The organism is Maritalea mediterranea (assembly GCF_021568695.1).
In the GTDB taxonomy this organism is placed as follows: domain Bacteria; phylum Pseudomonadota; class Alphaproteobacteria; order Rhizobiales; family Devosiaceae; genus Maritalea; species Maritalea mediterranea.
Window position 1 is genome coordinate 719,822 of sequence record NZ_JAKGTI010000002.1, and the last position, 26,132, is coordinate 745,953.

The 26,132-nt window shown below is 52.8% G+C and carries 24 protein-coding genes; 5 read left to right on the forward strand and 19 right to left on the reverse strand.

The annotated features are described in order from the left end of the window. Window positions 1-45 precede the first annotated feature (45 nt). Window positions 46-972, forward strand: a complete 927-nt coding sequence (locus L1I42_RS12540) for an ABC transporter permease (protein WP_236115068.1) — start codon at window positions 46-48, stop codon at window positions 970-972. Between the two features lie 81 nt (window positions 973-1,053). On the opposite strand, the gene L1I42_RS12545 is transcribed toward L1I42_RS12540, so the two are convergent. From L1I42_RS12545 to dctP (L1I42_RS12595), 11 genes are all read right to left on the reverse strand, one after another. Then, window positions 1,054-2,013: a DMT family transporter gene (locus L1I42_RS12545; protein ID WP_236114948.1), complete on the reverse strand. Its 960-nt coding sequence runs from the start codon at window positions 2,011-2,013 to the stop codon at window positions 1,054-1,056. Between the two features lie 194 nt (window positions 2,014-2,207). Beyond that, the gene (locus L1I42_RS12550) at window positions 2,208-2,888 is read right to left on the reverse strand and encodes a haloacid dehalogenase type II (RefSeq protein WP_236114949.1); all 681 of its coding nucleotides are present in this window, start codon (window positions 2,886-2,888) and stop codon (window positions 2,208-2,210) included. A gap of 132 nt (window positions 2,889-3,020) precedes the next feature. Next, the gene (locus tag L1I42_RS12555; protein WP_236114950.1) at window positions 3,021-4,202 is read right to left on the reverse strand and encodes a cytochrome P450; all 1,182 of its coding nucleotides are present in this window, start codon (window positions 4,200-4,202) and stop codon (window positions 3,021-3,023) included. A 44-nt stretch (window positions 4,203-4,246) separates the two neighbouring features. After that, complete coding sequence (locus L1I42_RS12560; protein ID WP_236114952.1) at window positions 4,247-4,639, reverse strand: OsmC family protein; 393 nt, start codon at window positions 4,637-4,639, stop codon at window positions 4,247-4,249. 17 nt (window positions 4,640-4,656) lie between these two features. Then, the gene (locus L1I42_RS12565; protein ID WP_236114954.1) at window positions 4,657-5,949 is read right to left on the reverse strand and encodes a TRAP transporter large permease; all 1,293 of its coding nucleotides are present in this window, start codon (window positions 5,947-5,949) and stop codon (window positions 4,657-4,659) included. Further along, entirely contained in the window at window positions 5,949-6,491 is a 543-nt protein-coding gene (locus tag L1I42_RS12570; protein ID WP_236114956.1) for a TRAP transporter small permease, read from the reverse strand. Before L1I42_RS12570 ends, L1I42_RS12565 begins: the two co-directional genes overlap by 1 nt. 9 nt (window positions 6,492-6,500) lie before the next feature. After that, window positions 6,501-7,511, reverse strand: coding sequence for a TRAP transporter substrate-binding protein DctP (gene dctP, locus L1I42_RS12575; RefSeq protein WP_236114958.1), 1,011 nt, complete (start codon window positions 7,509-7,511; stop codon window positions 6,501-6,503). A 360-nt stretch (window positions 7,512-7,871) separates the two neighbouring features. Further along, window positions 7,872-8,525, reverse strand: a complete 654-nt coding sequence (gene fsa / locus L1I42_RS12580; RefSeq protein WP_236114960.1) for a fructose-6-phosphate aldolase — start codon at window positions 8,523-8,525, stop codon at window positions 7,872-7,874. Between the two features lie 53 nt (window positions 8,526-8,578). Further along, entirely contained in the window at window positions 8,579-9,874 is a 1,296-nt protein-coding gene (locus tag L1I42_RS12585) for a TRAP transporter large permease (RefSeq protein ID WP_236114962.1), read from the reverse strand. After that, complete coding sequence (locus L1I42_RS12590) at window positions 9,871-10,434, reverse strand: TRAP transporter small permease (RefSeq protein WP_236114963.1); 564 nt, start codon at window positions 10,432-10,434, stop codon at window positions 9,871-9,873. The genes L1I42_RS12585 and L1I42_RS12590 overlap by 4 nt, the downstream gene beginning before the upstream one ends. Window positions 10,435-10,540: 106 nt before the next feature. Beyond that, window positions 10,541-11,533, reverse strand: coding sequence for a TRAP transporter substrate-binding protein DctP (gene dctP / locus L1I42_RS12595; protein ID WP_236114965.1), 993 nt, complete (start codon window positions 11,531-11,533; stop codon window positions 10,541-10,543). 317 nt (window positions 11,534-11,850) lie between these two features. Between dctP (L1I42_RS12595) and L1I42_RS12600 the strand changes: the two genes are divergently transcribed. From L1I42_RS12600 to L1I42_RS12615, 4 genes are all read left to right on the forward strand, one after another. Further along, window positions 11,851-13,500: an FGGY-family carbohydrate kinase gene (locus L1I42_RS12600; protein ID WP_236114966.1), complete on the forward strand. Its 1,650-nt coding sequence runs from the start codon at window positions 11,851-11,853 to the stop codon at window positions 13,498-13,500. Between the two features lie 4 nt (window positions 13,501-13,504). Beyond that, on the forward strand, window positions 13,505-15,109 hold the full coding sequence (locus tag L1I42_RS12605) for a fucose isomerase (RefSeq protein WP_236114968.1): 1,605 nt from the start codon (window positions 13,505-13,507) through the stop codon (window positions 15,107-15,109). 45 nt (window positions 15,110-15,154) lie between these two features. After that, on the forward strand, window positions 15,155-16,036 hold the full coding sequence (locus tag L1I42_RS12610; RefSeq protein ID WP_236114969.1) for a dihydrodipicolinate synthase family protein: 882 nt from the start codon (window positions 15,155-15,157) through the stop codon (window positions 16,034-16,036). 118 nt (window positions 16,037-16,154) lie between these two features. Further along, window positions 16,155-16,829: a GntR family transcriptional regulator gene (locus L1I42_RS12615; protein WP_236114971.1), complete on the forward strand. Its 675-nt coding sequence runs from the start codon at window positions 16,155-16,157 to the stop codon at window positions 16,827-16,829. Between the two features lie 134 nt (window positions 16,830-16,963). Here the strand turns inward: L1I42_RS12615 and L1I42_RS12620 are convergent, their stop codons facing one another. The 8 genes from L1I42_RS12620 to L1I42_RS12655 form a co-directional block, all read right to left on the reverse strand. Next, a complete protein-coding gene (locus L1I42_RS12620; RefSeq protein WP_236114972.1) occupies window positions 16,964-18,736 on the reverse strand; it encodes an ABC transporter ATP-binding protein in 1,773 nt (590 codons plus the stop codon). A 41-nt stretch (window positions 18,737-18,777) separates the two neighbouring features. Then, on the reverse strand, window positions 18,778-19,722 hold the full coding sequence (locus L1I42_RS12625; RefSeq protein ID WP_236114974.1) for an acetamidase/formamidase family protein: 945 nt from the start codon (window positions 19,720-19,722) through the stop codon (window positions 18,778-18,780). An 11-nt stretch (window positions 19,723-19,733) separates the two neighbouring features. Continuing rightward, window positions 19,734-21,350: an ABC transporter substrate-binding protein gene (locus L1I42_RS12630; RefSeq protein ID WP_236115069.1), complete on the reverse strand. Its 1,617-nt coding sequence runs from the start codon at window positions 21,348-21,350 to the stop codon at window positions 19,734-19,736. Window positions 21,351-21,408: 58 nt separating this feature from the next. Beyond that, window positions 21,409-22,329, reverse strand: a complete 921-nt coding sequence (locus tag L1I42_RS12635) for an ABC transporter permease (protein ID WP_236114975.1) — start codon at window positions 22,327-22,329, stop codon at window positions 21,409-21,411. A gap of 1 nt (window position 22,330) precedes the next feature. Then, a complete protein-coding gene (locus tag L1I42_RS12640) occupies window positions 22,331-23,179 on the reverse strand; it encodes an ABC transporter permease (protein WP_236114977.1) in 849 nt (282 codons plus the stop codon). A 3-nt stretch (window positions 23,180-23,182) separates the two neighbouring features. Then, a complete protein-coding gene (locus tag L1I42_RS12645; RefSeq protein ID WP_236114979.1) occupies window positions 23,183-23,803 on the reverse strand; it encodes an ANTAR domain-containing response regulator in 621 nt (206 codons plus the stop codon). Then, the gene (locus L1I42_RS12650) at window positions 23,800-24,975 is read right to left on the reverse strand and encodes a transporter substrate-binding protein (RefSeq protein WP_236114980.1); all 1,176 of its coding nucleotides are present in this window, start codon (window positions 24,973-24,975) and stop codon (window positions 23,800-23,802) included. The genes L1I42_RS12645 and L1I42_RS12650 overlap by 4 nt, the downstream gene beginning before the upstream one ends. A gap of 431 nt (window positions 24,976-25,406) precedes the next feature. Then, window positions 25,407-26,102, reverse strand: coding sequence for a GntR family transcriptional regulator (locus tag L1I42_RS12655; protein WP_236114982.1), 696 nt, complete (start codon window positions 26,100-26,102; stop codon window positions 25,407-25,409). Window positions 26,103-26,132: the final 30 nt, after the last annotated feature.

Genomic DNA, 26,132 nt, shown 5'->3' on the forward strand with positions numbered 1-26,132 from the left:
GGTGGTGTTGGTGGCCTGGTTGGCGGCACAGTCGTCGGTGTATCCATGGGCTGGTTCACAACCTGGATCAGCTCCGGAAAATATCGCGCCAGTGTGCCCAGCTACTACACAGCAGGCCAGGTGCTATGGCACAACACATTCCTGTTTATCTGTGCCTTTGTCTTCTTTTTCCTGATCGCGCCACTGTTTCCAGTGGCCTGGCTCAGCTTTAATGCGGAAGACTTCTTCACCTTCACCCCTGAAATGCTCGCCTTTAAAGCCGAAGGCTATAGCCTCAAGCACTATGCGGACTTCCTCGGCTCTGACGAGTGGATGGTGCCGTTGAAGAACTCACTGATCATCGCCCCCATCGCCACCATTATTTCGGTGAGCTTGGGCACATTGGCCGCCATTGGCCTTAGCCAATCTCACGTGCCGGGGCGTCAGGCGATTATGGCGATTTTGATCTCACCTATGATTGTGCCGCTGATCATCTCAGCCACAGGCATGTTCTTCTTCTATGCTCCTCTGGGCAACTGGCTGCAGGCCAATCTCGGCCTCAATCAGGCCTTTGTTGGCTATGTGAAGGTGATCCTCGCACACGCCGTGCTGGGCATTCCGTTTGTGATCATCACGGTCACCGCAACCTTGGTCGGCTTTGACCGGTCACTGACCCGCGCTGCCGCCAATATGGGGGCTGATCCGGTCACCACCTTCTTCCGCATTCAAATGCCATTGATTTTGCCCGGCGTGATTTCTGGCGGCCTGTTCGCCTTCATCACCTCATTCGACGAAGTGGTGGTGGTGCTGTTTGTTGGCTCTGCCCGTCAGCAAACGCTACCGTGGCAAATGTTCACCGGCCTGCGCGAGCAAATCTCACCAACCATTCTGGCCGCGGCCACTATTCTGGTGACCATCTCGATCCTGTTGCTCACCACCGTTGAGCTGCTGCGTCGTCGGTCCGAGCGGCTACGGGGCATGAGCCCAGGCTAAGCCGAACATGAACATTGAATTTAAAAAGGGCGACCCGACGGGTCGCCCTTTTTGTTGTTACAGGCAATGAAAAGCGCCGCTTTAGCGCGCACTCTCACTTTCAATCTCAGGCTCGTCCGGCCGATAACGCCCCACTTGCCGCTCACGGTGGAACACATAGATCCCAGATGCGAGGATGATCGCAATCCCGACCCAGGTAAGCCAATCCGGAAAATCGCCAAACACCAGATAGCCAGCAGCCGTTGCGCCCAAAATCTCCAAATATTGGAATGGCGCCAACACGCCCGCTTCCGCCCGGCGAAAGGCTTCTGCAATCAACACAAAGGTCACTGCAGAAAGCGCACCACCCGCCACAATCACCTGCCAGGCCCAACCCCCGGCCATTGGCCCGGCCAAACTGATCCCGCCAGCAAAACTTAAACCGACAGCCAGCACGGTTAAACCGATCGCGGCATAAATGGTGGCGCCAAACTGCACGGTCAGGGCAGACCTTTGCTTGCTCGCATGCCGCAACACAATCATGTTCAACGCATAAGTCACCGCGGCGATCAACGGCAATAGAGCTGGCCAGCCAAACTGGGCAAAGCTAGGGCGGATCACCAGCATCGCGCCAACCAGTCCCACAGCAATGGCGATGTAGCGGCGAGGCCCGATTTTTTCCCGCAAGATCAGCCCGGCCAAAAGCGTCAGCACCAATGGCTCCACGAAAAAGATCGCAATCGCCGTTGCAATTGGCATCACCTTAAAGGCCGTGATCAACGAAATCACGCACATCACCATCAGCGCACCGGAGAGCGCCACGACCGGCGAAAACAATGGACCACGCAGATAGCGCCGCATGAAAAAGGCCACCGGCACAAACCACACTGTCTGCGACACAAAGCGCCACATGGCCACCTCCACCGGATGCATAACGCCGGTCAGGATTTTCGCCAACGTATCGCCTACGGGCAGCAAAAGCATTGCCACAATCATAAACGCCATGCCGATGTTGATATCGCCAGCGGCGTGAGTTTGGGTTGCTGAATTTGAATTGGTCATAATATCACCCTCTATGGTTCCCTATGCGCAAGGCACGGGGCACATGTCCGGGCGTCCAGGACGGAATGAAACATAGTGTCAGCATGACGCCATCAAGCCAACAATCGGCGCCACTATAAAAGCACAATGAAGATTGGGTCAACCAATTGGGTGGTCGCCCACATTTGTTGCATCCCCAGTGGAACAATCAACCGTTAGGCGCTCAACTCCAGCGCATAATCAGCGACATCTTCCAACGAAGACCCGATACGATGCGGTTCAACCCCGAGGCGGTCCATCGGCAAACTATATCGGTTAAGCCATATGGTGCGAAACCCAAACCAGGTGGCACCACAAATGTCCCAACAGTTTGAAGACACGAATAAAATGTCCTTGGCCTCACATTGAAATGTGTCTGGGCCCAATTGATATGCTTCAGGCGCGGTCTTGAACCGTCGCACCTGATCCACGCTGAGGACATGATCAAAAAAGCCGGTAAGCCCAGAGGCTTTCACAGCTTGTTCGAGCATCCAAGGTGTGCCATTGGACAGAATTGCTAACGTTAGACCCGCTTCTTTCAAGCGTTGCAATTGAACAGCATTCTCCGGAAACGCAGAAAGCTCCGCATATTGCCCCATCAAACGATCGCGCGCCTCGGCATTCAACTCTTCCTTTAGCGCCGCACAGGCAAAATCCAACGCATCTTCGGTGACCTGCCAAAAATCTTGATATTTGTCACACAGCGTGCGTAACCGGGTATATTCGATTTGTTTGTCACGCCAGATCGTCGCCAATTGCGCCCCTTTGCCTGGAAATAATTCTTCTGCCAAGGCACCAACAGAATAAACATCGAACAGCGTTCCGTAGGCATCAAAAGCGATGGCTCTGATGGTCATGTGGATCCTCCCCTGCAATGAACATTCATACTGGCATTATTCAATGATGTGATCAAACGCCCGCACACCAAAACAGCATTACAGACGAACGCAAAAACACAAATTGATCAATACCGACTGAGGTAAGCGCGCTCAGCTAAGCGAAACCGGTAAACTTGTTGGTCCCCTAAAGGCAAACCCGCGAAATTCTACATTGATGTCCGAAGCAGATTTAGCATGCGGAAAACGCGCAAAAAATTTCGGCAAGACAATTCCCGCCATGATGCGACGATAAATGTTTTCACCCATGCAGCGATGTGGCCCCGCGCCAAAGCTCTGATGCGCCGCAAAGGGCCGATGAATATTGAACTGTTCAGGCCTTTGCCAATAATCCTCGTCATAATTGGCCGAGGCCTGAACGGCCATAATGGTTTCCCCAGCGGGCAGACGAACGCCATCCAGCACAATCTCTTTTTTCACAATACGTGGGCTGGCCTGGATGGGAGCCACCCATCGCAATCCTTCCTCGCAGGCCAGGTCCCAACGGCCCCCATGCTGGCACGCAGCCAATTGATCCGGATGTTGCAAAAGCCCATGCAAAACGGTGAGCAGCGCATCGCGCATTTCAATCGCAGCACCACCAATGCATATTTTCATATTGGTTCTGATCTGGCTAAGAGGCAGCGGATCAGCAGCGTTGGCCATAACGCTGAGGACAGACGGATTAGGTTGGGCGCGGTGGCGCTCGATCATCCCATCAAAACAGGCATCCATCTCAGCGTTCGCCTTATCGCTAGTGGCAAAAACTTTCTCGTCAAAACTGGCATTCATCGCGCCGGTGATCAGTGATTTTGCCCAGTCAAATAGCTGGGCGTCACTCTCTGGCGCGATGCCCAAAAGATCATTCAGTATTCGGGCCACCAATGGCGCCGCGAACTGATCGCGCAATTCAACATCACCCGAAGCTGGCAATTTGCCCAGCGCTTCGTCTGTAAACTGTTCAAAGCGGGCCTTCCAATCGCACACCCAATGATTGACTTTAAACGTCTCAACCATGGCACTGCGCTCCGTCAGGTGTGCCGCACCATCTTTGCGCATCAGCGTATGCCCACCAAATGCCCGTTGCATCGGGGTTTGATCGTCTTCCGAGCCAAAATGCACCATATCGGTTTTGGCCTGATAAACATGGTCTGCTTTGGTCAGCAAAATCCGGTTAATTGCCTTGACGTGCACAACCGGGCATTCGCGCCGCAAGCGTTGATATACAGATGCTGGATCGCGATCCAACATCTCAAAACTGATCGTCTCATCAATTGGCACGTCAATCGCAGACATGGTGTTCTACCTCAAATGATCACTAGGTAAAGGCGAAGCTGCGTTTATGAGGTTGTAATCTCGACTTCGCAATTCAGACTGTTGCTGACGGTACAAACTGACTTTGCTTGTTTGATGATCTCTGGCGCCAGCGCCTCATCATCAACAAATTTGCCGACAATTTCGAGCGAGATTTTTCCAACGCGAGAAGGTAAATCCGCCGCTTTGACAGCGGTTACGACAACATGGAAATCATGCAGCTCTGCTTTGTGCTGCGCCGCGCTCCATGCCATTGATTTCACTATACAAGACCCAAGGGATGCGATCATTGTATCGACCGGGGTGTTGAATGGCGGATATTCAGTTTTTTGCGCCGGGTCGGCAAAGGCAAATGTCATCTTCTCGGTTCCGTCATGAAACACGTAAACCGGGCCAAAAGTTTTGAGTTTGAGCTTCATAGCTATTGATCTCTTGGTTAAAACAGCAAATTCGGCAAAAAGAGCGCCAATGCGGGGAACAGAGTGAGCATAAAGATCGCGAACAAATGGATCAGCCAATAGGGGACAGTAGCGATCGCCACGCGCCCCAAACTCACTTGATTATTTGTAAGCGCCGTCAGGACCGACAGGTTCAACCCAACCGGTGGTGTTACCTGTCCGATTTCAATCACAATGGTAATGATCACCCCCACCCAGATGGGGTCAAACCCTAGCCCAGTAAGCAAAGGGAACACCACTGGCAAAGTCATGATCATCAGCGACAGGCCATCAAAAAAGCAGCCTAAAATCAAATAGATCAACACCACGATCAAGAGCACATTGTAAGTGCCCAAGCCACTATCAGCGACGGTGATCAGAATTTGTTGAGGAATCCCCAGAATGCTTACCGACTGCGCCAAAATGGTCGCGCCCAAGACCAGAAAGCCGATGGCGGAAAACAACAACACGGATTGTTTGATCGCCTCCAGCAATTTGGCAAATGTAAGATCGCCCCAGATCGCAGAAATGATCGCCGCCAGAACCACCCCTACCCCGGCAGCTTCGGTTGGAGTGGCCCATCCCCCCACAATGCTTCCGATCACAGCAATGATCAGCGCAAGCAATGGCCATATATGTTTAAAGCCGGCAAGTATTTCTAAGAAGGGCGTTTTTTCCGTGTCCGTTGGGGCAAGAGATGGATTGCGCACGCACCTAAAAAACAAATAGGCCATGAACATCAGTCCAACCAGCAAGCCAGGAACAATGCCCGCCGCAAAAAGCCGCCCGATGGAGGTTTCAGTGAGCGCGCCAAAAATCAGGAAAGACAGGCTTGGTGGGATCAACAGGCCCAATGTGCCGCCGCCAGCCAAGCTGCCGACAATCGTGTCTTTGTCATAACCGCGGCGGGTCATCTCAGGATAAGCGACTGAGCCAATGGCAGCCGCGGTGGAGAGGCTGGAGCCACTGACCGCGCCAAACAAAGTGCAAACGGCAATATTGGTGTGCAACAGCCCGCCCGGGACTTTTCGAAAAACGGGTGAAAAAGCTGAATATGCCTTTTGGCTGATGCCGCTGCGCAATAAAATTTCGCCCAACAGAATAAACATGGGCACCGCGCTAAGCGTAAAAGAATTGAAGACATTCCATATGGCATCCACCGCCAGCGATGTTGCACCATTGGAAAAGAAATGTAGGATCACCAACCCGGTGAGACCAAGAGCCGCTCCCAAAGCCACGCTGGTGCCGGCGGTGGTCATCAATCCACCAATCAATGTCGCCCAAAACAGCATTAAGACACCTCGTCCTTATCCGGGTCAGCAAGGGCTGTATGCCCATCAGGGTCAGGATCCAACTGGCCAAACAAACGCGCGATATAAACCAGCAGGGTCAACACCAGTGAAAAGAACATCACGGACATCCAGGGATAGAGCAGAATGCGGCTGGTTTCAGTCTTCAAATTGCGTTTAAACGCAAATTCGAGCCACGGCACGGCTTCCCAAATCAACCAGGCAAAAAAGATAATTCCGATGAGGATGGCCGTTTTCAGAATGATTGCTCGCGTGCGGCCCTTCAGTTGGTCGACAATGAGCGAAACTTTGACATGCTTGGCATTGAGTGTGACGGCAGGCACACCCAAAAACAGGGACACGGTGAGCATCAGCCCGACAACTTCCTCAGTAATGTGCAAGGGTGCATTGAGGAGTTTGCGCATGAGTACGCTGGTTACGATAATGCCCACAATCGCCACCATATTGAGCGCCGCCGCCCAAGAGCACACAAGGGCCAGTTTTTCCAGCCCTTGTGCGATATATGATTTGCCAGATTTTGACATAAACCTGACTTAGCGGCCCAGGGCGTCCAACACCCGTTCGCGATAAGCTGGCGCTTTGCCACCGGCTTCTTCGGCCAGCATTTCCCAGGTTTCTGTTACAGACGCAACAAACAGTGCGCGGTCTTCGTCAGAGAAATCATCGACCCAGTTCACACCATCAGCCGCTAATTTTTCGCGGGCTTCAAGCTCACGCTCAAAATCATCTTCATACTGGTTGGTGCGATTCCAAAGATCTTCTGCCGCGCTGGTGATGGCAGATTTGGTTTGCGCGTCGGTTGCTTCCCACTTGTCAGTAGCCACACCAATCACATAAGGACCGGACGCCATGGGATAAAGGTACGACGCATGGTTCGCCACTTCCTGCAGTGAAACGGTGTGGGCATAAAGCGCTGGGTAAAGCGCACAATCCACAACGCCGGTTTTCATCGCCACATACATTTCTTCTTGCGGAATGATTTGAGCTGCGACACCCAAACGGGTGAAGGTTTCAACCTGATCCCGCGCCCAAACACGCAGCTTTTTGGACTTCAAGTCTTCAAGCGTCCGCACCGGCTCGTCGCGGCAGAACACTGACACCGACAGCATAGGGATGGCGGCATAGCCAACAGAGGTCACGCCCCAATCAGCAAACTCTTCTTCATAAATTTCGCGCACCACAGGAATTGCTTTTTCAAATTCCTCGATCGAGCCAATCGTGCCCTGCACCACCACAGAGCTCAACGCAGGCGCATCTCGCCCCAGATAGTTAGCCCAAAGCAAGCTCATCTCGACCGCGCCGCGCGGCAAAAAGCGCAAGGCATCAGTATTTGGCAACCCCAAAGAGCCACCGCTATACATTTTGATTTCGATATCGCCTTCAATCGCTGCGTTGGCATCAGCAACAAATTTTTCCAGCTCTGCCGTTTCAGGCCGCGTTTCAGGCAGAAAATTGTTAAACCGCCATTCTTCAGCAACGCCACCCTGCAGCGACGCCGCCAAGCCGATCAGGCTTGCGGAAACAGTTTGCGTAAGTTTCTTCATGATTGTCCTCCTTGAAGAATCGTATATTGCGTGAGGACAAACTTTTTCCCAAAAAATATCAAGCATGCTATTCATTTTTAGGAATTTGATCTCTTTTCTCAACAAATGGTCGAAATCTGATCACAAAATCGAACGATCGTGGGCAGATTTATTCATCCTCGGCCCCTGATATACCATATACACGCCTCTCTTTCTTAGTGCATTTATCGATTCTTGGTTCCCTCACGAATAATTTATCGACAGCTACCAAAAAGAGAATAGCGCATTCCGTTTGGACAACCTGATCAAAACCATCCCTCTTCGATCCGAACCCGCACTGTTCTGGGTTGAGCCACGGTCCGGTTTGCTCGCGGCTACCAGCTACAAAATGGACTGACCAGTCGATTTCCAGTCATTGACGAAGGCTTCAAGGCCTTTTGCGGTCAATGGATGTTCAGCCAATTTGCGGATTACTGCAGGTGGAATGGTCGCCACGTCGGCTCCCGCAAGCGCACTATCGCTCACATGGTTGGCCGAACGGATGGATGCCGCCAGAATTTGGGTTTCAAAGCCGTAATTATCATAGACTGTACGGATATCTTCGATCAGCTGCATGCCGTCGAGATTGATATCGTCCAACCGGCCGATAAAGGGCGACACATAGGTTGCGCCAGCTTTGGCGGCCAACAGGGCCTGGTTCACAGAGAAACACAGGGTCACATTGGTTTTCACACCCTTGTCGGTGAAATAGCGACAGGCTTTCAAACCATCCATGGTCAAAGGCAGTTTGATCACCACATTGTCGGCCAGTGAGGCGAGGTAATCGCCCTCTTTCACCATGCCATCATAGTCTGTGGCGGCCACTTCGGCGGAAACTGGACCTTCAATCAGGTCACAGATTTCCTTGACCACTTCAATAAAATCGCGGCCGGATTTGGCGATCAGGCTTGGGTTGGTGGTGACACCATCCAAAAGGCCAGATTCGTTGAGTTCTTTGATTTCGGCGACTTCTGCTGTGTCGACAAAAAATTTCATATCCGCTCCATTACATTTCGAAATGATACATTAAAAACACGCCCTTTCAGCGCCTATCCGGCATAGCCGAGCAAACGTGGCAGGGTTAAGACAAGCTCTGGCCAAAGCACCATGCACAACAGCGCGAAGAGCAGCGCACATAAGAACGGCCAAACCTCGGCGATGATCTCGGACAGCGGGATACGAGAAACCGCTGATATGACGAACAGCAACACCCCATAAGGTGGCGTGATCAACCCGATCATCGAGTTCACAACCGCCACGACCCCGAAATGCACCAGATCGATGCCCAACTCCCGACAGGCCGGGATAAACAAAGGAATGATCACCAGAATAATCGTGGTCGCGTCGAGCACACATCCCAGCAACAGCAATAGCAGGTTGACGCTCAGCAAAAACAGCAATGGATCGATATCCAGACCCACCAGATGCTGCGCCAAAAGCGTCGGTATATTCTCGGAGGCGACGACATAATTCAAAATGAGGGCGCCACCGATGACCAGACCAACCGCCGCTGACGAACGCGCACTGTCTACCAGAATATTCAGCAAAGATTTGAATGTTAGGGTTCGATAGAAGAGCCCGGCCAACACCAAAGCGTACAATGCCGCGACTGCCGCCGCCTCGGTGGGTGTCGTCACGCCGCCATAAATACCATAGAGCAGGATCGCGGGCATCAGCAACGCCGGGAAGGCATTAAAGGTTTTGGCTGGCAACTCCCGCAGGGGCGTCGGCTCTTCAAAAGCAAATCCGCGCCTTTTAGACAGATACCAGTTCATCAGCATCAACACACCGCCCATAATGAGGCCAGGCACAATACCGCCCAAAAACAAATAGCCAATGGATGTATTGGACACCAAGGCATAGAGCACCATTGGAATGGAAGGCGGAATAATGGGCCCGATGGTAGCCGAGGCCGCCGTGATCGCCGCCGCATATCCGCGCGTGTAATGACCACTCTTTGTCATCATTTGAATGATGATCTTGCCAATACCCGCCGCATCGGCCACGGCAGAACCTGACATGCCTGAAAAAATGAGCGATGCGACGATATTCACATGTCCCATGCCGCCGCGGAAGCGACCGACAAGCGCCACGCAAAAGGCCAGAAGCCTGTCGCTGATCGAGCCGGCGTTCATGATGTTGGCGGCGACAATAAACAAAGGCACCGCCAGTAGGACAAAACCTTGGTAAAGGCCGTCCATCAACACTTTGCCTGCCACGCCCATACCGGCGCCGCTCACCAGCAAATAAACGCTAACGGCGATTAGAATAGACAGACCAATCGGCGTTCCGATGCCCGCAAACAAAACAAGCGTCGAAATACACAGGATGAATTCAAGGGTCATTTTTCGGCTCTATCCTGAACTGACACGACATGATCCTCGGCGCCAAACCGGATGGCTTTGTACGCTGCCCAACCATAGCGGAGCGCAACAACGGCAAGGAACAAAATGTAAATGGAATAGATGTCTCGCATGCGCACCCAATCGCCGAAAACAGCGCCCAGGCTTGCCGTCTTTTTAAGCCTCAAAATCGCAAATTTGGACCAGGTGGGTTCAATCGAAAACAGCAAGACCAAGCAAATTACTGTGCTTGACAGGATGACGATCCAGCGCCGGATTGCAGGGCTGACCATGTTAAAAAGAATGTCAAACCTGACATGATCGTGTTGGCGCACCACAAAGGCATTTCCCCAGAACACCAACCAAACCCAGAGAAAGAGGCAAAATTCCAACGTCCACCCAAAATTGGATGGGGTGAGAAAGGGGAAGAGTTCAGCCAGCCAGTCCAAACGGGCCGAATACCGGACAAAAATTTGCAGTATGAAGGTCAAAAACATCGCAGCCATCATGAGGGCAGCAACGGTTTCGGCGAACTTCACAAATGCGGCGTAAATTTGCCTCATCAAACTCTACCTTGGACAGATGCATCCACGCAGGTGGATAAGCATTGTAATTAGACACTATCGAGAGAGGCGCATTAAACGCCTCTCTCCACACTTTGAAAGTGGATTAGTTTCCAAGCGCGTTGATTTCGGCCAGAACGCCTTCAGGCCAAGAATTGGCAAATTCTGAACCCACATACTGGGCTTGAACGTGCTCCCGGAACGCTTCTAGATTTGGCTCATAGATTTCCAAACCTTCAGATTCCAAAAACGCCACAAGATCCGCTTCTTTTTGCAACTGCTTTTCACGTGCACTTGACGCTGCTGCATCAGCGGCTTCTTGCATTGTCGCCTGTTGTTCAGGTGTCAGGGAATCCCAAGCCGCTTTTGACAGCGCCACATAGTTCAAATCGACCAGATGCGATGTCAACGCGATTTGATTGGTCACTTCATAGAACTTGGCATCAACCACAGTCGGCAAAGGATTGTCCTGGCCGTCAACGGAGCCGGTCTGCAAAGCTGTGTATACTTCGGTGAAAGCCATTGGTGTTGGGTTTGCCCCCAATGCCTTGCCCAGGAACTGCCATGCATCGGTGCCCGGCATACGCAGATTAATGCCAGCAAGATCGTCAGGCGTATTCACGGTCAGCTCTTCCTTGGTCTGACGCAAATTGACATGACGACGACCCAGATACATCACAGTCAGCAGCTTAACGCCAAGCTCTGCCTCTGCTTTTTCCTTAAACGGATCCATCAAAGGATCGTTGAACACACGCACCTGATGCTCGGCATCCTGATGCACATAGCCGGTTGCAAAAATAGAAAACTCAGGGAAGAACTGCGCGAGTTCCTGCGCTGAGGCAATCGACATTTCCAAGTCACCTGAGGCAATCGATTCGAGCTCCGCGCCCTGCTTGATCAAAGAACCATTATAGTGCGGTTCATATGTCGCGAAGTCTGCAACTGCGGGCGCAAAAATCTCTTCCAGGGCCACAGAACGCTGATCGGTGTCAGACGCTGGTGTGGACATCCGCAGCGTAATTTTATCCGCGGCCAGCGCCGGGCTGACCAAAGCTGCAGCTGTTAACGCCAACGCCACACGGCGAGTAAATTTCATCATTGATAGGTCTCCTCCAAACAATTTTCACCGCGATTTCTCATCGCGGCAAGTCCTTGAACCCTTCTGATCGCATTGATCGAGTTCGGTTAACTGAGATATCCCCAGCCGATTTCAAACCGGACTGAGACATCGCAATCACGCTCTTTTCGCCGATCCGCCTTAGCTTGCGGGGTGCGCAATTTCTAAAGCGGCAAAGGCAATGTCCCACGCGATTTCGCCCAAGTTGTTACAATTAAGTTGCGTGATGTCAAGGTAACATGTTACATCAATCTTACAAAATTGATTGATTATTTAGCTGAAGTTACGGGTAACCAAACATGACCAATCGCTTTTTTGCCGGCATCGATGTTGGCACGGGCAGTGCACGCGTTGGCCTTTTTTCTGAATCAGGCGAGATGCAAAGCACAGCGTCAAAAAACATCACCATGTGGCACCCGCAGCCCGACTATGCAGAACAGTCCTCAACCAACATTTGGGCTGCAATCTGCCACGCCATGCATGCCGCCCTCGAAGAAGGCGGCATATCCGCGGCGCAAGTTTGCGGCATCGGTTTCGATGCGACGTGTTCTTTGGTGGCGGTCGATGAAAACAATGCACCTGTGACCATCAGCCCGACCGGGGAGGATGATCGCAACATCATTGTTTGGATGGATCATCGCGCGACCGCCCAAGCCAAGCGCATTGAGGCGCTAAACGATCCGATCCTGCAATATACCGGCGGCAAAATTTCGCCTGAAATGGAAGTGCCTAAACTTTTGTGGCTGAAAGAAAACATGCCGGAAAGCTTTGGCCGCATCGCGCACTTTTTCGATCTCCCCGACTGGCTGGTGCATCGCGCAACCGGCACATTCGTGCGGTCACTATGCAGCACCACCTGCAAATGGACCTATGAATCGCCAAAGGGTACCGAGGGAGAAGGCTGGAGCAAATCCTTTTTCGCCGCACTCGATTTGGATGAGGTTCTCGAAGACAATGCCCGCAGAATTGGACAGCACTTTACTCAGCCAGGCACAAGCGTAGGCGAAGGACTGAGTGAACAAGCTGCAGCCGAACTTGGCCTACAGCCGGGCACGCCGGTCGGCACAAGTTTGATTGATGCTTATGCGGGCGCTCTTGGCACGCTGGGCACCGAAACCACTGGCACTGATGCCGGTCATGGCGAAAAACTTGCGCTGATTTCCGGCACCTCTGCCTGCCATATCGTCACCACACCAGACCCGGTATTTGTGCCCGGGGTGTGGGGACCATATTTTTCCAGCCTGACACCAGAACGTTGGGTCAATGAGGCCGGCCAGTCTTTTGCCGGTGCCCTGATTGACCGCATTATAGCGGGCCATGCGGCGGCACCTGAGTTGCGTGAGAAGGCTGCGGCCAACGGCACCGATATCTACACAATCTTACAGGCCGAACTGGAGGCGCTGTCCGGTGAGGACGCCCAGACCCATCTATTGACGTCAGATTTACATGTGCAGCCGGACTTTTTGGGCAATCGATCCCCTTTGGCCGATCCAACGCGCAAAGGGGCGATTGTTGGTCTCACACCACAAACTGATCTCGCCAGCCTTGCCCGGCAATATCTCGCAACGCTGCAATCCCTCGCCTATGGCACCCGCCAGATCATTGAGCAGCTCAACGATAAGGGTGTGGGGATCGATACCATCGTGGTGAGCGGCGGGCTGGCACAAAACAAACTGTATTTGCGCGAACATGCCGACGCGACGGGATGTACGATTTTGGTCCCCGACACCAAAGAACCTGTTTTGCTGGGGAGTGCCATGTTGGGCGCAATGGCAGGCGGACAGTTCAACTCATTAGAGCAAGCCATGAAAATGATGAGCGGCGGCGCCGCCCAAATATCACCGCGCGGCACAGCGGTACGCCGCTACCATGACGCGAAATATCAAGTGTTTTTGAAAATGCAATCCGATTACGCCGCTTACCAGGCATTGATGGAGTCCGAGGAGTAAAGCCATGAGCACACCCGAAATTCTTTTATTCGCCAGCGGCGATTTGCGCGAGAGTGCCAACCAGACCTGCTGGGCAGCTCAAGCTGAAATGGAAACCGCGCTGACCAAAGTGCTGGAAGAAAACGGATATGCTGTGAAGCGCGCGCACCCTTTTAAAGCGGACAAGGGTCATGGTTTTCTTGCATCCCAACGCGAAGGCATGGACGCCTTTAAAGACATTGATCCGAATGCGCCGATCATTGTGGCGGAAGCTGTGTGGCAATATTCCCACCACGTTTTGCCCGGATTAATGCATCATGAGGGGCCCATCCTGACCGTGGCCAATTGGTCAGGCACATGGCCGGGCCTTGTGGGGATGCTCAATCTCAACGGCTCTTTGACCAAGGCTGAAGTGCCCTACTCAACCTTGTGGAGTGAAAATTTTGAGGACGATTTCTTCAAAAACAAGCTCTCGGACTGGCTAAAAACCGGGCAGATTTCACACGATCTGTCCCATGTGAAGCCTTTCCAACCGCAAAATGCCTCCTCACAATCCCAACAGATTGCCGATGAGTTGAGCAAAAAAATACTGCAGGACAAGATCATTTTGGGCGTCTTCGATGAGGGATGCATGGGCATGTATAACGCCATTATCCCGGACGCCCCGCTTGCCAAGATGGGCATGTTTAAGGAACGCCTTTCCCAATCAACGCTTTATTATGAAACCCAATGCGTCGAAGAGGCAGAAGCCGCGTCTGTTTTCTCCTGGCTAAAGGAGAAAGGCATGAAATTTCATTTTGGCTCGCCCCCTGAAACGGATTTGACCGAGACGCAAGTGCTCGAGCAATGCCGCATGTACATCGCGGCCTGTCGCCTTGCAGACGACTTTGGTTGCGATGCGATCGGCATCCAATATCAACAAGGCTTGAAAGATCTACTGCCCGCCTCTGATCTGGTGGAAGGCATGCTCAACAATGACGACCGGCCTGATGCGCCCGACCGGAATGGCACACCAATTCGGCCCGGCAAAGCGATCGTTCATTTCAACGAGGTGGACGAGTGCGCTGGCGTCGATGGCATTTTGACGAATTTAGTACACCGCACGCTGGGGCAGCCCGTTGAAACAACGCTGCACGATATCCGATGGGGCGACCGCGACCACAGCAACACCCATGATGACTTTATTTGGGTCTTTGAGATTTCCGGCGCCACGCCGCCAGCGCATCATATTGATGGCTGGCAAGGCACTGAAAGCTACCGCCAGCCCCCCATGTATTTCCGCCTTGGCGGCGGCACTATGAAGGGGGTTGCAAAGCCCGGAGAAATCATCTGGTCCCGCATCTATGTTGTGGGCGAAGACCTGCATATGGACATCGGCGTGGGCAGCGTGGTGTCGCTACCAGCGGCTGAAACCAAGCGCCGCAGTGAGGCAACCACCCCTGAATGGCCAATCATGCATGCCGTCCTCGACGGTGTCGGCCGCGATCAACTCATGGCAAGCCACAAAGCGAACCACATTCAGGTGGCCTACGCCAACTCCAAATCCGACGCCATTGAGGCCGCAACCGCCAAAGCATGTTTGGCCACAAAACTGGGCATAACCGTGAATTGGTGCGGCACCCAACAATAGCGACACCCACGCCACAAAGGCGCAAAAGAATAACGAAAGAATACAATGACAAAACGAGATATCTTTGGCCTATATGCGGCCATGATCACCCCATTTCAGGCTTCCGGCACGCCCGACATTGATCGGGCGGCACAGCACGCAAAAGCGCTCATTGATGAAGGATGCGATGGCTTAACGCTTTTTGGCACAACGGGCGAAGGCTATGGCATCAGTGCGTCTGAACGCCATGAAGTTCAGCAAGCAGTGCGCGAAGCGCTAGAGCCTGATACGTCGATCTGCGTGGGGATTTTGTCCAGCGATGCCGCAGGCGCTGCGGATCAAGCGCTATCGGCCTATCGTGATGGCGCAACGCACCTCTTAATGGCGCCGCCCTTTTTCATGAAAGGGGTGACTGATGATGGATTGTTCAACTGGTTTAGTGATGTGTTTCAGCGCATTGGCGCGCAATGCAAAAACATCATCATGTACCATATTCCCAGCCAAACAGGTGTGCCGCTGTCGTCAGATTTGATTGCAAGACTTCGGACAGCCTTTCCTGACACCATTGTGGGCATAAAGGACAGTTCGGGGAACTGGGAAGCAACGCAGGATTATCTGGCAAACCACGGTGATCTAGCCGTTCTTGTGGGGGACGAACGTCTTTTGCCCAAGGCCATGGCCCATGGCGCCCAAGGATCAATCTGCGGCACAGCCAATTTTATGCCCGCGCGATTGCGCCAGATCATTCATAACGGTGACCAGGGCGAAATTGTCTGCAAGGTCGTTGATCTTGTGGTTGCCAACCCGGTCAACCCCGCCGTAAAGCTTCTCACAGCCCATGTCAGAAATGATGCTGCGTTTAAGCGCCTAAGAGCACCGCTGGTTGAATTGCCCACCAACGTCGGCGAACAGTTGATCCGTGAATTTGACGCCCTCACCATTGATTGATGAGGACACCGCAAATACTATCGGCAAATCCGTGTGTCCGTTGCCAAAAACGGATTTGTTGTCAAAGATCAGGCTCTTGGTACACGATATAAATGTTTAACCAGATGAAGGCTTCAAAGTGAACAATAAAGCACCAGGCAATCTACGCGAACAGGCCTATGGAAGCTTCACGGAACATTTGCTCGCGCGGTCCCTTCGCCCCGGACAGTTCGTTTCACAACGGGAATTGGTGGAGCTGACCGGACTGGGGCTGGGCGCCATTCGAGAATTGATCCCCCGTCTGGAAGCCGAAGGCTTGATAAAGACCGTGCCCAAGCGCGGCATGCAGATTGCCCATGTTGATCTCAATCTTATTCGAGATGCATTTGAGTTCAGGATATTTATTGAAACAGAAGCCACCGCTTTGTTCACCCAAAGAGCAAGCGATGCTGACATTGAGCGGCATGATCAGGAACACCGCGCCATCATCGCCGAATGTGAGAATGCAGCGGCTCATGAGGGCATTCAGCCCGAACTGGTGGCCAGGGCTCAAGCGATCGACTGGGGGTTTCACCACGCCATTGTTGATGCCTTGGGCAACCGGATCATCGGTGACGCCTATCGGGTCAACATGATCAAAATCAGGCTGATCAAACAAGAACAAACCCAGTTGAACAATGCCGTGATTATTCCCACGATGAAGGAACATCTGGACATCATCGACGCGATAAAATCACGCGACCCTGCCGCCGCCGACGCCGCCATGCGCCAACACATTACCGGCGCGCTTCACCGCGCCATCGAACAACGTTGAGGCGATAATTCAGCGGTCGCCGCACTTACCGCAGCATGAGAGTGGTGCCGCAAGCTTTAACCCAAATTGATTGATGGAGCAGCACGACGTCCTGAAGCAGCTTCTGAGCGCAAAATTTCGAACAATATTACCCCTCAAACCGCAACAAGGTGACCGGCGCTGACCTCTTTCAGATCAGCATATATTGGCTGATAATCTAATCTGTGAACTGGGCTTGGAATTTCACCACCGCTCATCAAAATCCTCTCCCGCTTAATCGTCGGATCCGGGATGGGCACAGCTTCCAAGAGGGCCCGGGTATAATCATGAGCGGGATTTTCAAACACGGCTTCGCGTGATCCGATTTCGACAATCTGCCCCATATACATCACAGCGACCCGATGGCAGACCTGCTCCACCACTGCCATATCATGCGAAATAAAGATATAGGAAAGGCCCATTTCTTCCTGAAGCTCCTGCAGCAGATCTAAAACCTGCGCCTGTACCGTCACGTCCAATGCAGAAACGCTTTCATCCGCAACGATGATTTTTGGATTCAACGCCAGTGCTCGCGCAATGCAAATGCGTTGCCGCTGACCACCTGAAAATTCATGTGGGTAGCGATCCATCTGATCTGGCGACAACCCCACGCGCTTAAACAAATCGGCCACACGCTCTTTGCGCTCAGCCGATGTGCCGATTTGGTGGATGACGAGGGGTTCACCCACCAAATCGCCGACGCTCATGCGTGGGTTAAGGGACGCATAAGGGTCCTGGAAAATCATTTGAATTTGCCGCCGCGCGGCCATCGGGTCTTGCTTGAACAATTTGCGGGTGCTTTCCCCCTCCAACTCAATCTCCCCCTTCCAATCGACCAGATTGAGCAAGGCGCGTCCCGTTGTGGATTTGCCGCAGCCGCTTTCGCCCACCAGCGACAAAGTTTCCCCTGCCCGCAAATCGAACGACACCTTCTCAACAGCGTGCACGCGTTTAACCGGTCGCCGCAACACGCCGCCAATAATGTCAAACCGCACGGTCAAATCCTTGACCTTCAGCAAGGGGCGCTCTTTCGCCAATTGGCGATCAGCTTCGGGCACAGCCAGTTCTTTTACAGTGCCCTGCATGGACCCCAATTTCGGTAAATCTGCCAGCAAGTCTTGGGTATAGGGCTGTTTCGGAGCAGAGAAGATGGTGTTTACATCACCTTCTTCCACCATTTCACCGCGATTAACCACCAACACACGGTCAGCCATTTCCGCCACCACGCCCATATCGTGCGTGATCAATATCAGGCCCGTGTTAAATTCACGCTGCAGCTCTTTCATCAAGGACAGCATTTGCGCCTGAATGGTCACATCCAGCGCCGTGGTTGGCTCGTCCGCAATCAACACTTTTGGGCTGCACAAAAGCGACATGGCGATCATCACCCGCTGGCGCATACCGCCAGAAAGCTCATGCGGATATTGCTCCAGCCGCTTCTTCGCCTCCGACATGCGCACAGCTTCCAGCATCTCCAAGGCGCGCGCATCGGCAGCACGGCCGTCCATATCTTTATGAAACCGCAACACTTCACGCAATTGAGCACCAATGGTCATCACCGGATTTAGCGAGGTCATCGGCTCTTGGAAAATCATGGCAATATCATTGCCGCGCACATGCTCCAGCCGCTTTTCCGGCATTTGCAGCAAATCTTCGCCATCCAAAATAGCTTTACCAGCCGTCACAATAGCTGAAGATTTGGGCAAGAGCCCCATTGTCGCAAGGGAGGTAATGGACTTGCCGGAACCAGATTCACCCGCAATGCACAAGGTTTCCCCGGCATTAACGTGATAGGTGAATTGATTGACCACCTGTTTCAGGCCCCCATCGGTTTTCACCGAAATGGAGACATTTTGAACATCCAAAATTGGTTGCGATTTCTGTTGCATAAACTTGCCCAAATTTTAGATGGCCCCATAAGGGGACCATCCTATTCAAATACGACTCGAGGGAAATAAAACGAGACGACCCAGTTAGGCTGATCGACAATTTCGGAAATCCGCAAATCGCCGCAAACCGAACACAGCATGTAAGCATCAACCGCATTCATATTATGCTGTGCGCACAACAAATCGATCATGCCCGATAGCGCATCACGTGCGCCTTGCATCAGGCTGTCGCCGATGCCGGTGGTCACTTCATATCCCTTTTGATCCAAATGATTGGTCACGGGGCCCGGTGTGGTGAAGCGCGGCATATTGAGGTTCGCCCCCTTCACTAGGTCGAGAGTGACAATGGCGTTCATGCGGCTTTCAATCGCCGTCCCACACACTTCGCCATCACCTTGGGCCGCATGGGTATCGCCCATAGAGAACAACGCCCCAGCAACTTCCACCGGCAAATAAAGCTCGGTTCCCGCCGCCAGATCACGGATATCGAGGTTGCCCCCCATCCGACGTGGTGGCACAACCGAATGTTCACCCGGTGCAGCGGGCGCCAACCCAATGGTGCCCGCAAAAGGCTTAAGCGGTACACGGCCACCCGGGCCATAGGCAGAGGTACCCAATTTGTCTTTGTCATAATGCCAAAGCTGCAAAGATGGTTCTTCAAACTGGTCCGCCAACAACCCAAAGCCTGGGATATTGGCTGTCCAACCGAAGCCAGACGGACCGAAACCTTCAATCTTGACCTTCACCGCATCGCCCGGCTCCGCCCCATCAATATAGATCGGGCCAGATACCGGATTGATTTTGGCGAAATCGAGCTTGGCAATATCGGCCGTCGTGCTTTCTGGCGTAATTTGCCCGCCAGATGAATCAATACACTCAAATTCAAGCGTTGTGCCCGGCGCAACAGTTTGAACTGGGACAATTGAATTGTCCCAGCCAAAGTGATGGTGATGCCGGTGGATTGTATAATCCGGCGCATTACACATAATATTTGTCCTTAGTTTCCTTCAGAAATATAGACATGGTCATAATGAACCGGAATGTGCACGGGATCGACGAAGATACCTTCAGGCCCAGCCAAACGCTTGGAGCGAATGGTGAAACGCTGCTCGTTGAACACAGGCACCCAAGGCGCTTCATTTTGGATTTCAGTGAAGATTTTCTTCCACTCTTCTATCCGTGCTTCCGCTTGTGATGGGTCGGCCATAGCATCAGCGGCGGTCGCGCGCTCGTCCAGCTCAGGATTACAGTACCAAGCCCAGTTCCAGCCGCCCGGCACAGCGCCGCCACAACCCAAAATCGGGCCATAGAAGTTGGAGGGATCCGGGAAGTCAGCAATCCATGCCATACCGCCAGACCAGATTATCGGCGCTTGGTCTTTCTCGCCACCCGCGGCAATCACGTTGGCTTGGGCAAGCGACTTGATCTCGGCCTTGATGCCAATGTTGGACAAATCCTGCTGGATGGCTTGAGCAATCCGCGGCTGCGGATCGGTGTTGGCCACATAAAGCTCTGTGGTAAATCCATCAGCAAAGCCCGCTTCAGCCAACAAAGCCTTGGCCGCATCAGGATCAAACTTAAAGCCTTCATAGCTCTCATCATAACCCGGCATCAAAGGCGGCAAGGGCTGGTTGGCAGGTACTGCACGACCATTGATGATCCGCACAATACGGTCCTTATTGATCGCCATATTCACAGCCTGACGCACCTTTAGATTGTCAAATGGCGCCATTTGCGTGTTGAGGGTGATATAGCCCGTATGCAACTGCGAACCTTCAACAATCGACCCGTCAAATTCAGGATTGTTGGTCACTTCCAGGAACTTTGCGGGCGGAATGCCATCGCCAGCGATGTCGATTTCACCACGCTCCAAGCGCAACAACGCCACAATAGGCTCCTGGCCAACCTCAAAGGTGATCTGGTCAAGCTTTGGCAATCCCTCGTGGTGATAATCATCAAAGCGCGAGAAAATTACGTGCTGACCCAAGGTCCAATCAGTCATCTCATAGGCACCTGTGCCCACTGGATGCTTGCCGAAATCTTGACCATGCTCTTCAACAACTTCTTTCGGCACCACATGGGCAAAGTTCAACGCCATCACGTGCAAAAACGTCGCGTCCGGACGAGACAGGGTGATTTCCACCGTCTGATCATCCAGCACATTCACGCCAGACAAGCCGTCAGCCTCGCCTGCTGAAGCGGCATCAAAGCCATCAATCGCACCGAAGAATCCGGCGCCCGGGCTTTGGGTTTCAGGATTGACCACACGATCCAGTGTGTATTTCACATCAGAGGCCACCAGTTCGCGGCCATTATGGAACTTCACGCCCGGCTTCAGCTTAAAGGTATAAACCAAGCCATCGTCTGAAATGGTGTAGCTTTCAGCCAAGTCCGGCACCAGTTCGGTTGTGCCCGGCTCATAATCCATCAAGCCATCAAAAAGGCTTTTGATCATCGACCAGTTCTGCCAGTCATAACCGATGGCCGGGTCCAAAGTGGACACGTCATCCTTATAGGTGACAATGATATTGCCGCCCATATTGTCGGCCAGGGCTGTGCCTGCACCAAGGGTCATCGCCGTTGCGGCGACACCTGCTAATAGTTTGTTTTTCAGTTTCATTTTAGGTTCCTCCCTCCTCTTGGAAGTTTTTTGGTTATTTCAGTTTAATTCTCTATTTCAGTTTGATTCTTGGGTCGACAAAGGGTGCAATCAGGTCAGCGACCAAATTGCCCAAAACAATGGCGCAGGCTGAAACGAGCGTGACGCCCATGATGATTGGAATGTCGACTCGTTGAATGGCTTGCCACGCGAGTTGACCAATGCCCGGCCAGCCAAAGACAGATTCCACCACCACAATGCCGCTCATGAAAAAGCCGATATCGATGCCGATCATGGCAATGATGGGCAAAAATGCATTGGGAAGTGCGTGGCGGAAAATCACGCGATAACGCGGCATGCCTTTGGCGCGGGCGGTGCGGATATAATCCTGCGTCATCACATCAATCAGCGATGAGCGCATCATCCGCGAATACCAGCCGGTGCCCAGCACACCCAAGGTCAGTGCGGGCAACACAATATGCGCAAAAGTGCCGTAGCCCCCAATCGGGAACCATTGCAGTTGCACGGCAAACACATAGAGCAGCAAAATACCCACGACGAATTGCGGCGCAGACACGCCAACAAAGGAAAAGACCATCAAGCCCTTATCCAGCGGCGTATCACGTTTGATGGCGGCGATAACGCCGATCATCACGCCCATCACCAATTCGGTGCAGATGGCAGCAACCATCAACAGCAAGCTGGCCGGCAAACGTGCCGCAATCAGTTCGCTCACTTCAGATTTCTGCAAATAGGAGCGGCCAAAATCGCCCTGCAACAGATTGACCAGATAGCGCCAATATTGCTCGTAGAACGGCAGATTGAGGCCCAATTGTTCGCGGATATTTTCGACGGTTTGCGCGGTCGCACTCCGGCCTGCAATTTGCCGCGCCGGATCGGCAGGCACCAGATAAAGCAGAATGAAGGTGATAAAGCTAACGCCTAAAAGGATCAGTGCGGCTTCAACCAGACGACGAATGACATAAGCGTACATCTTAGTTCTTCCCCTTCAATGTGGGGTCGAGAATGTCGCGCAAGGCGTCACCGACCAGATTAAATCCAAGGGCCAGCATCACGATCGCCGCGCCGGGCACAAACACCAACCAAGGCGCCGAGGTGAAATAGGTTTGATTTTCGAAAATAATATTGCCCCAGCTCGGAATCGGCGGTTGAACGCCCACGCCGAGATAGCTGAGCGTCGCCTCCAGCAGCACCGTTGTGGCAATGCCTAAGGTGGACCAGACCAGCAAGGTCGGCACCATATGCGGCAGAATGTGATGATAAAGAATACGCCACGACCCGGCCCCCAGGCTGCGCTCGGCGGTGATGAAATCACGCTCCGACAGTGAAACCGCTTGCGAATAGATTACCCGCGCCACCTGCACCCAGTTCACCATTGCGATCACCAGCGCCACAATCCAAAGGCTCGGTTTGAAGATCGCGGCCAGCACAATCGCCAGCAGCAAGGCGGGAAACGCCATCATCAAATCGGTGAAGCGCATCAAAATCGCCCCGATCCACCCGCGGAAAAATCCGGCCGTAATGCCAACAAATGCACCGATGGTCACCGCCGCACCATTGGCCACAATGCCGATGATCAGTGAGGTTTGCGCGCCATAGACCAGACGCGAAAACAGATCGCGCCCCAGCAAGTCTGTCCCCAGCCAAAACTTGGCGCTTGGCGGCAAAGGCGCGCCCTCAATGGTGAGCCCATCAAACATTTGCGCATCCGGCTTATAAGGGGTGAGCCAAGGCGCAAACAGTGCAAAAATCACTGTTATGAGCACGATGAGGAGGCCAAAGACCGCTAAAGGTCTGGCTAAAATCTGGCGCAGGACCGACATAAATTACCTTGAACCTGTGTGTTTTCTTTTGTTTTTGGGCGGCGAGTGATGGCCATTTCCGGGGTCAAAAAAACCCGATTCACATAGGGCTTCGATGCTTTGCCGCCGTTTCATCGCCTCGTCGCGGATCAGCTTATAGGCAGCATCTTCATCCACCCCATATTGCTGCATGATCGAGATGACCGTACGCACCACCACCGGGCGCAACCGGGCTTTGCTCTTCATTTCAGCAATCTCTGCTGCCATTTGCTGTTGCTGGTTGAAATTGGCCACCGCAAACACCAGCGTGGAGAACACACCGCCCGACCCGATCGGCTTAAGTAGATGTGCTGAAACGCCCTGACGCAATGCCCATTCAAGCCGCCCGGGAGCCTCCGACCCCATCAAGGCGATCATCGGCACCGGTGCATGACCTTCTGGCCAGGGGAACACGCCGTCATAGGCATTGTCCCCATCGAAAAACACAATGTCGGCGCTTTCAACGCCGTCAAGCGAAGGCCACACCAACTCGGCCTCAATACCCAACCGCGCAAGCTGGCGCACCAGCCGATCCATGTTTTCGCTGTGGCGATGCACAATCACCGCGCGCCAGCCTCTAAAGTTGGGGGTGTTGAAACTGCTCATTTGACCACCCTCAAATGTGGGGTGGACTTTTGATGAGCCGCAATTTTGCGCGCAAATTCCTTTGCTTCGAAATGCACAAAATAGGGGTCGGCTTCCACCAAGTCGTCAGCGGCTGCAACGATCTCAAAGCCGAGACCATCAAACTTGCCAACCCCGGGGCGAAGGGCTGCATGGTTGGTCCATTGATCAATTTTTAGCGGTCCCAACGCAGTATCAAATTTGCGTGCATGCAGATTAGAGCGAACAGGTTCCACGCCATCGCTGCCCGTATCCCTGATCGCCGCCGCCAGCATTTTGATCGCCGTGTAATTGGAGACCATATAGGTGGACCCGCGGCGTGCCTGCCCATAGCGTTTATGCACCGCATCCAACATAGTCTGGTTTTCCGGGTTCGGCTGGGTCTCAAAATAGACAGCGGTTGTGAAATGCCCGATCAACTGCTCAACACCAATGGAGTCGATCTCGGCTTCGGTGATATTACAACTCACAATCGGGCAGTTTTCCGAAAGAAAATAGGGATCGCGTTCCCCCAATTTCCGGTAGGCATCGAAAAAGGCATAGCTGGAATTGCCAATCAGATTGTTCAGCACAAAATCCGGGCGCTTCTGCTCGATTTCATCAATGAGACGGCCAATATCTTCTGATCCGATGGGGATGTAGCGCTCGCCATGCACCTGCCCTTTGCAGGCAGTCAGCAGCTCACGCGCCACCCTGCCCGTTTCCCAACCCCAGATATAGTTGGACCCGGCGATATAGGCATTCGCCCCAAAACGCGGCACCACATATTCAAACAAAGGCACCATGTGCAGGCTGGGGGTGGAGCCGATATAGATCACATTTTCGCAGCTCTCAAACCCTTCATAGGGGCAGCAATACCACAGCAACGCATCATGCTTTTCCACCACCGGGATCACCTCTTTGCGCGAGGATGAGGTCACGGTGCCAATGATGTTTCGACAGCCTTGCTCGGTCAGCAACTCTTCAGCATATCGACGAAACAGCGAAAGACTATCGCCCGGATCGCGGACATGGGGCACAAATTCGAAGTCAAAATTGGGGTCAGCATTCACGTCTTCAAGCGCCATCATCGCGCCATCCAAAGCATCAATGCCGATGTTCTTGTCGGTGCCGGTCACCGAAAACAAAAGCCCAATCGGAATCTGCTTTGACATCGTTCCTCCCCAAAATAAAAAAGCCCCACCATTGAGCGCAGCTTAAAGTACGATCAATGGTGGGGCTTCGTTGCCAAACTATGTTGTCGCAAAACGGTAGGGCCAGTTCAAAAAAGAGTCAACAGGATTTTCAAAAAATTTGTCCAACCAATTTTTATTATCAAAATCAGCACTTTACGATGAAAGTACAACTCTATTTAGATTTCGATGCCGTCAATTTTCCAATCAATAAAATGATCTCATTCAGCTCCAGTCGGGCGCTCTCCAAGCCAATCTGCGCACAAAAAAACCGATGCCTTCAAACTATTTGATGGTTCAGCTCAAGACTATTCGGCGCGACGACGGAACTGATAGAGAAATGTTCGATGGAGGGAATAGTTGAATGCGAAAAGGCTAGAAACCACAACGCGTGGACGACTTATCTGCCACGCCTATGGCCGCTCCTCAAAGTAGCCTGCATGTTTGACACGCAGGGACTCCAAATGCGGCTTAATGCCCGTAAGGTGACGACGCAAATTCAGCTCAGCGAGGGGAAAGTTGTCAGCTTCAAGCGCGGACAGTATTTCGTTATGCTCCCCTCTTACCCGTGCTCGGTGAGCTTGTGATAGGGTAAGATACCGCACCCGATCAAGGTGCGCTTTATGATCTTGAATTAGCCCCCAAACATGCTCATGACCCGCATGTTCGCAGATGAGACGGTGAAACTCTTCGTCTAAGGCGTGAAAAGCGGCTGGGTCGGTCGAGTCAAGCGCATGCTGCTGGGCGGCAATATTGTCGCGCAACTGCACTATCAGTCGTTCTCCATCTTGTTCAAATGCCGCGCGCAAACATTCCACTTCTAGCGCAATGCGGACAAAGGCTGCATTGAGTACCGCGGTTTCAGAGATTTTTGTGACCAATGTTGCCCGTTGCGGACGCACTTCCAAAAGCCCGATTTTGGACAAACGGTAGAAGGCATCGCGCACCGGTTGGCGTGACACATCTAGCCGACCAGCAATTTCCGCCTCCGACATTTTTGTGCCCGGCGGCAACTCTAATGAGATGATCGCCTGATAAAGCGTATCAAATACCTGATCCGTAGCCGTTTGCAGTGGCCGCGCAGCGAATGAGGCAAGTTTGGTCCCCATCATCTAGCTCCTAAAAATCCCTTTAATATT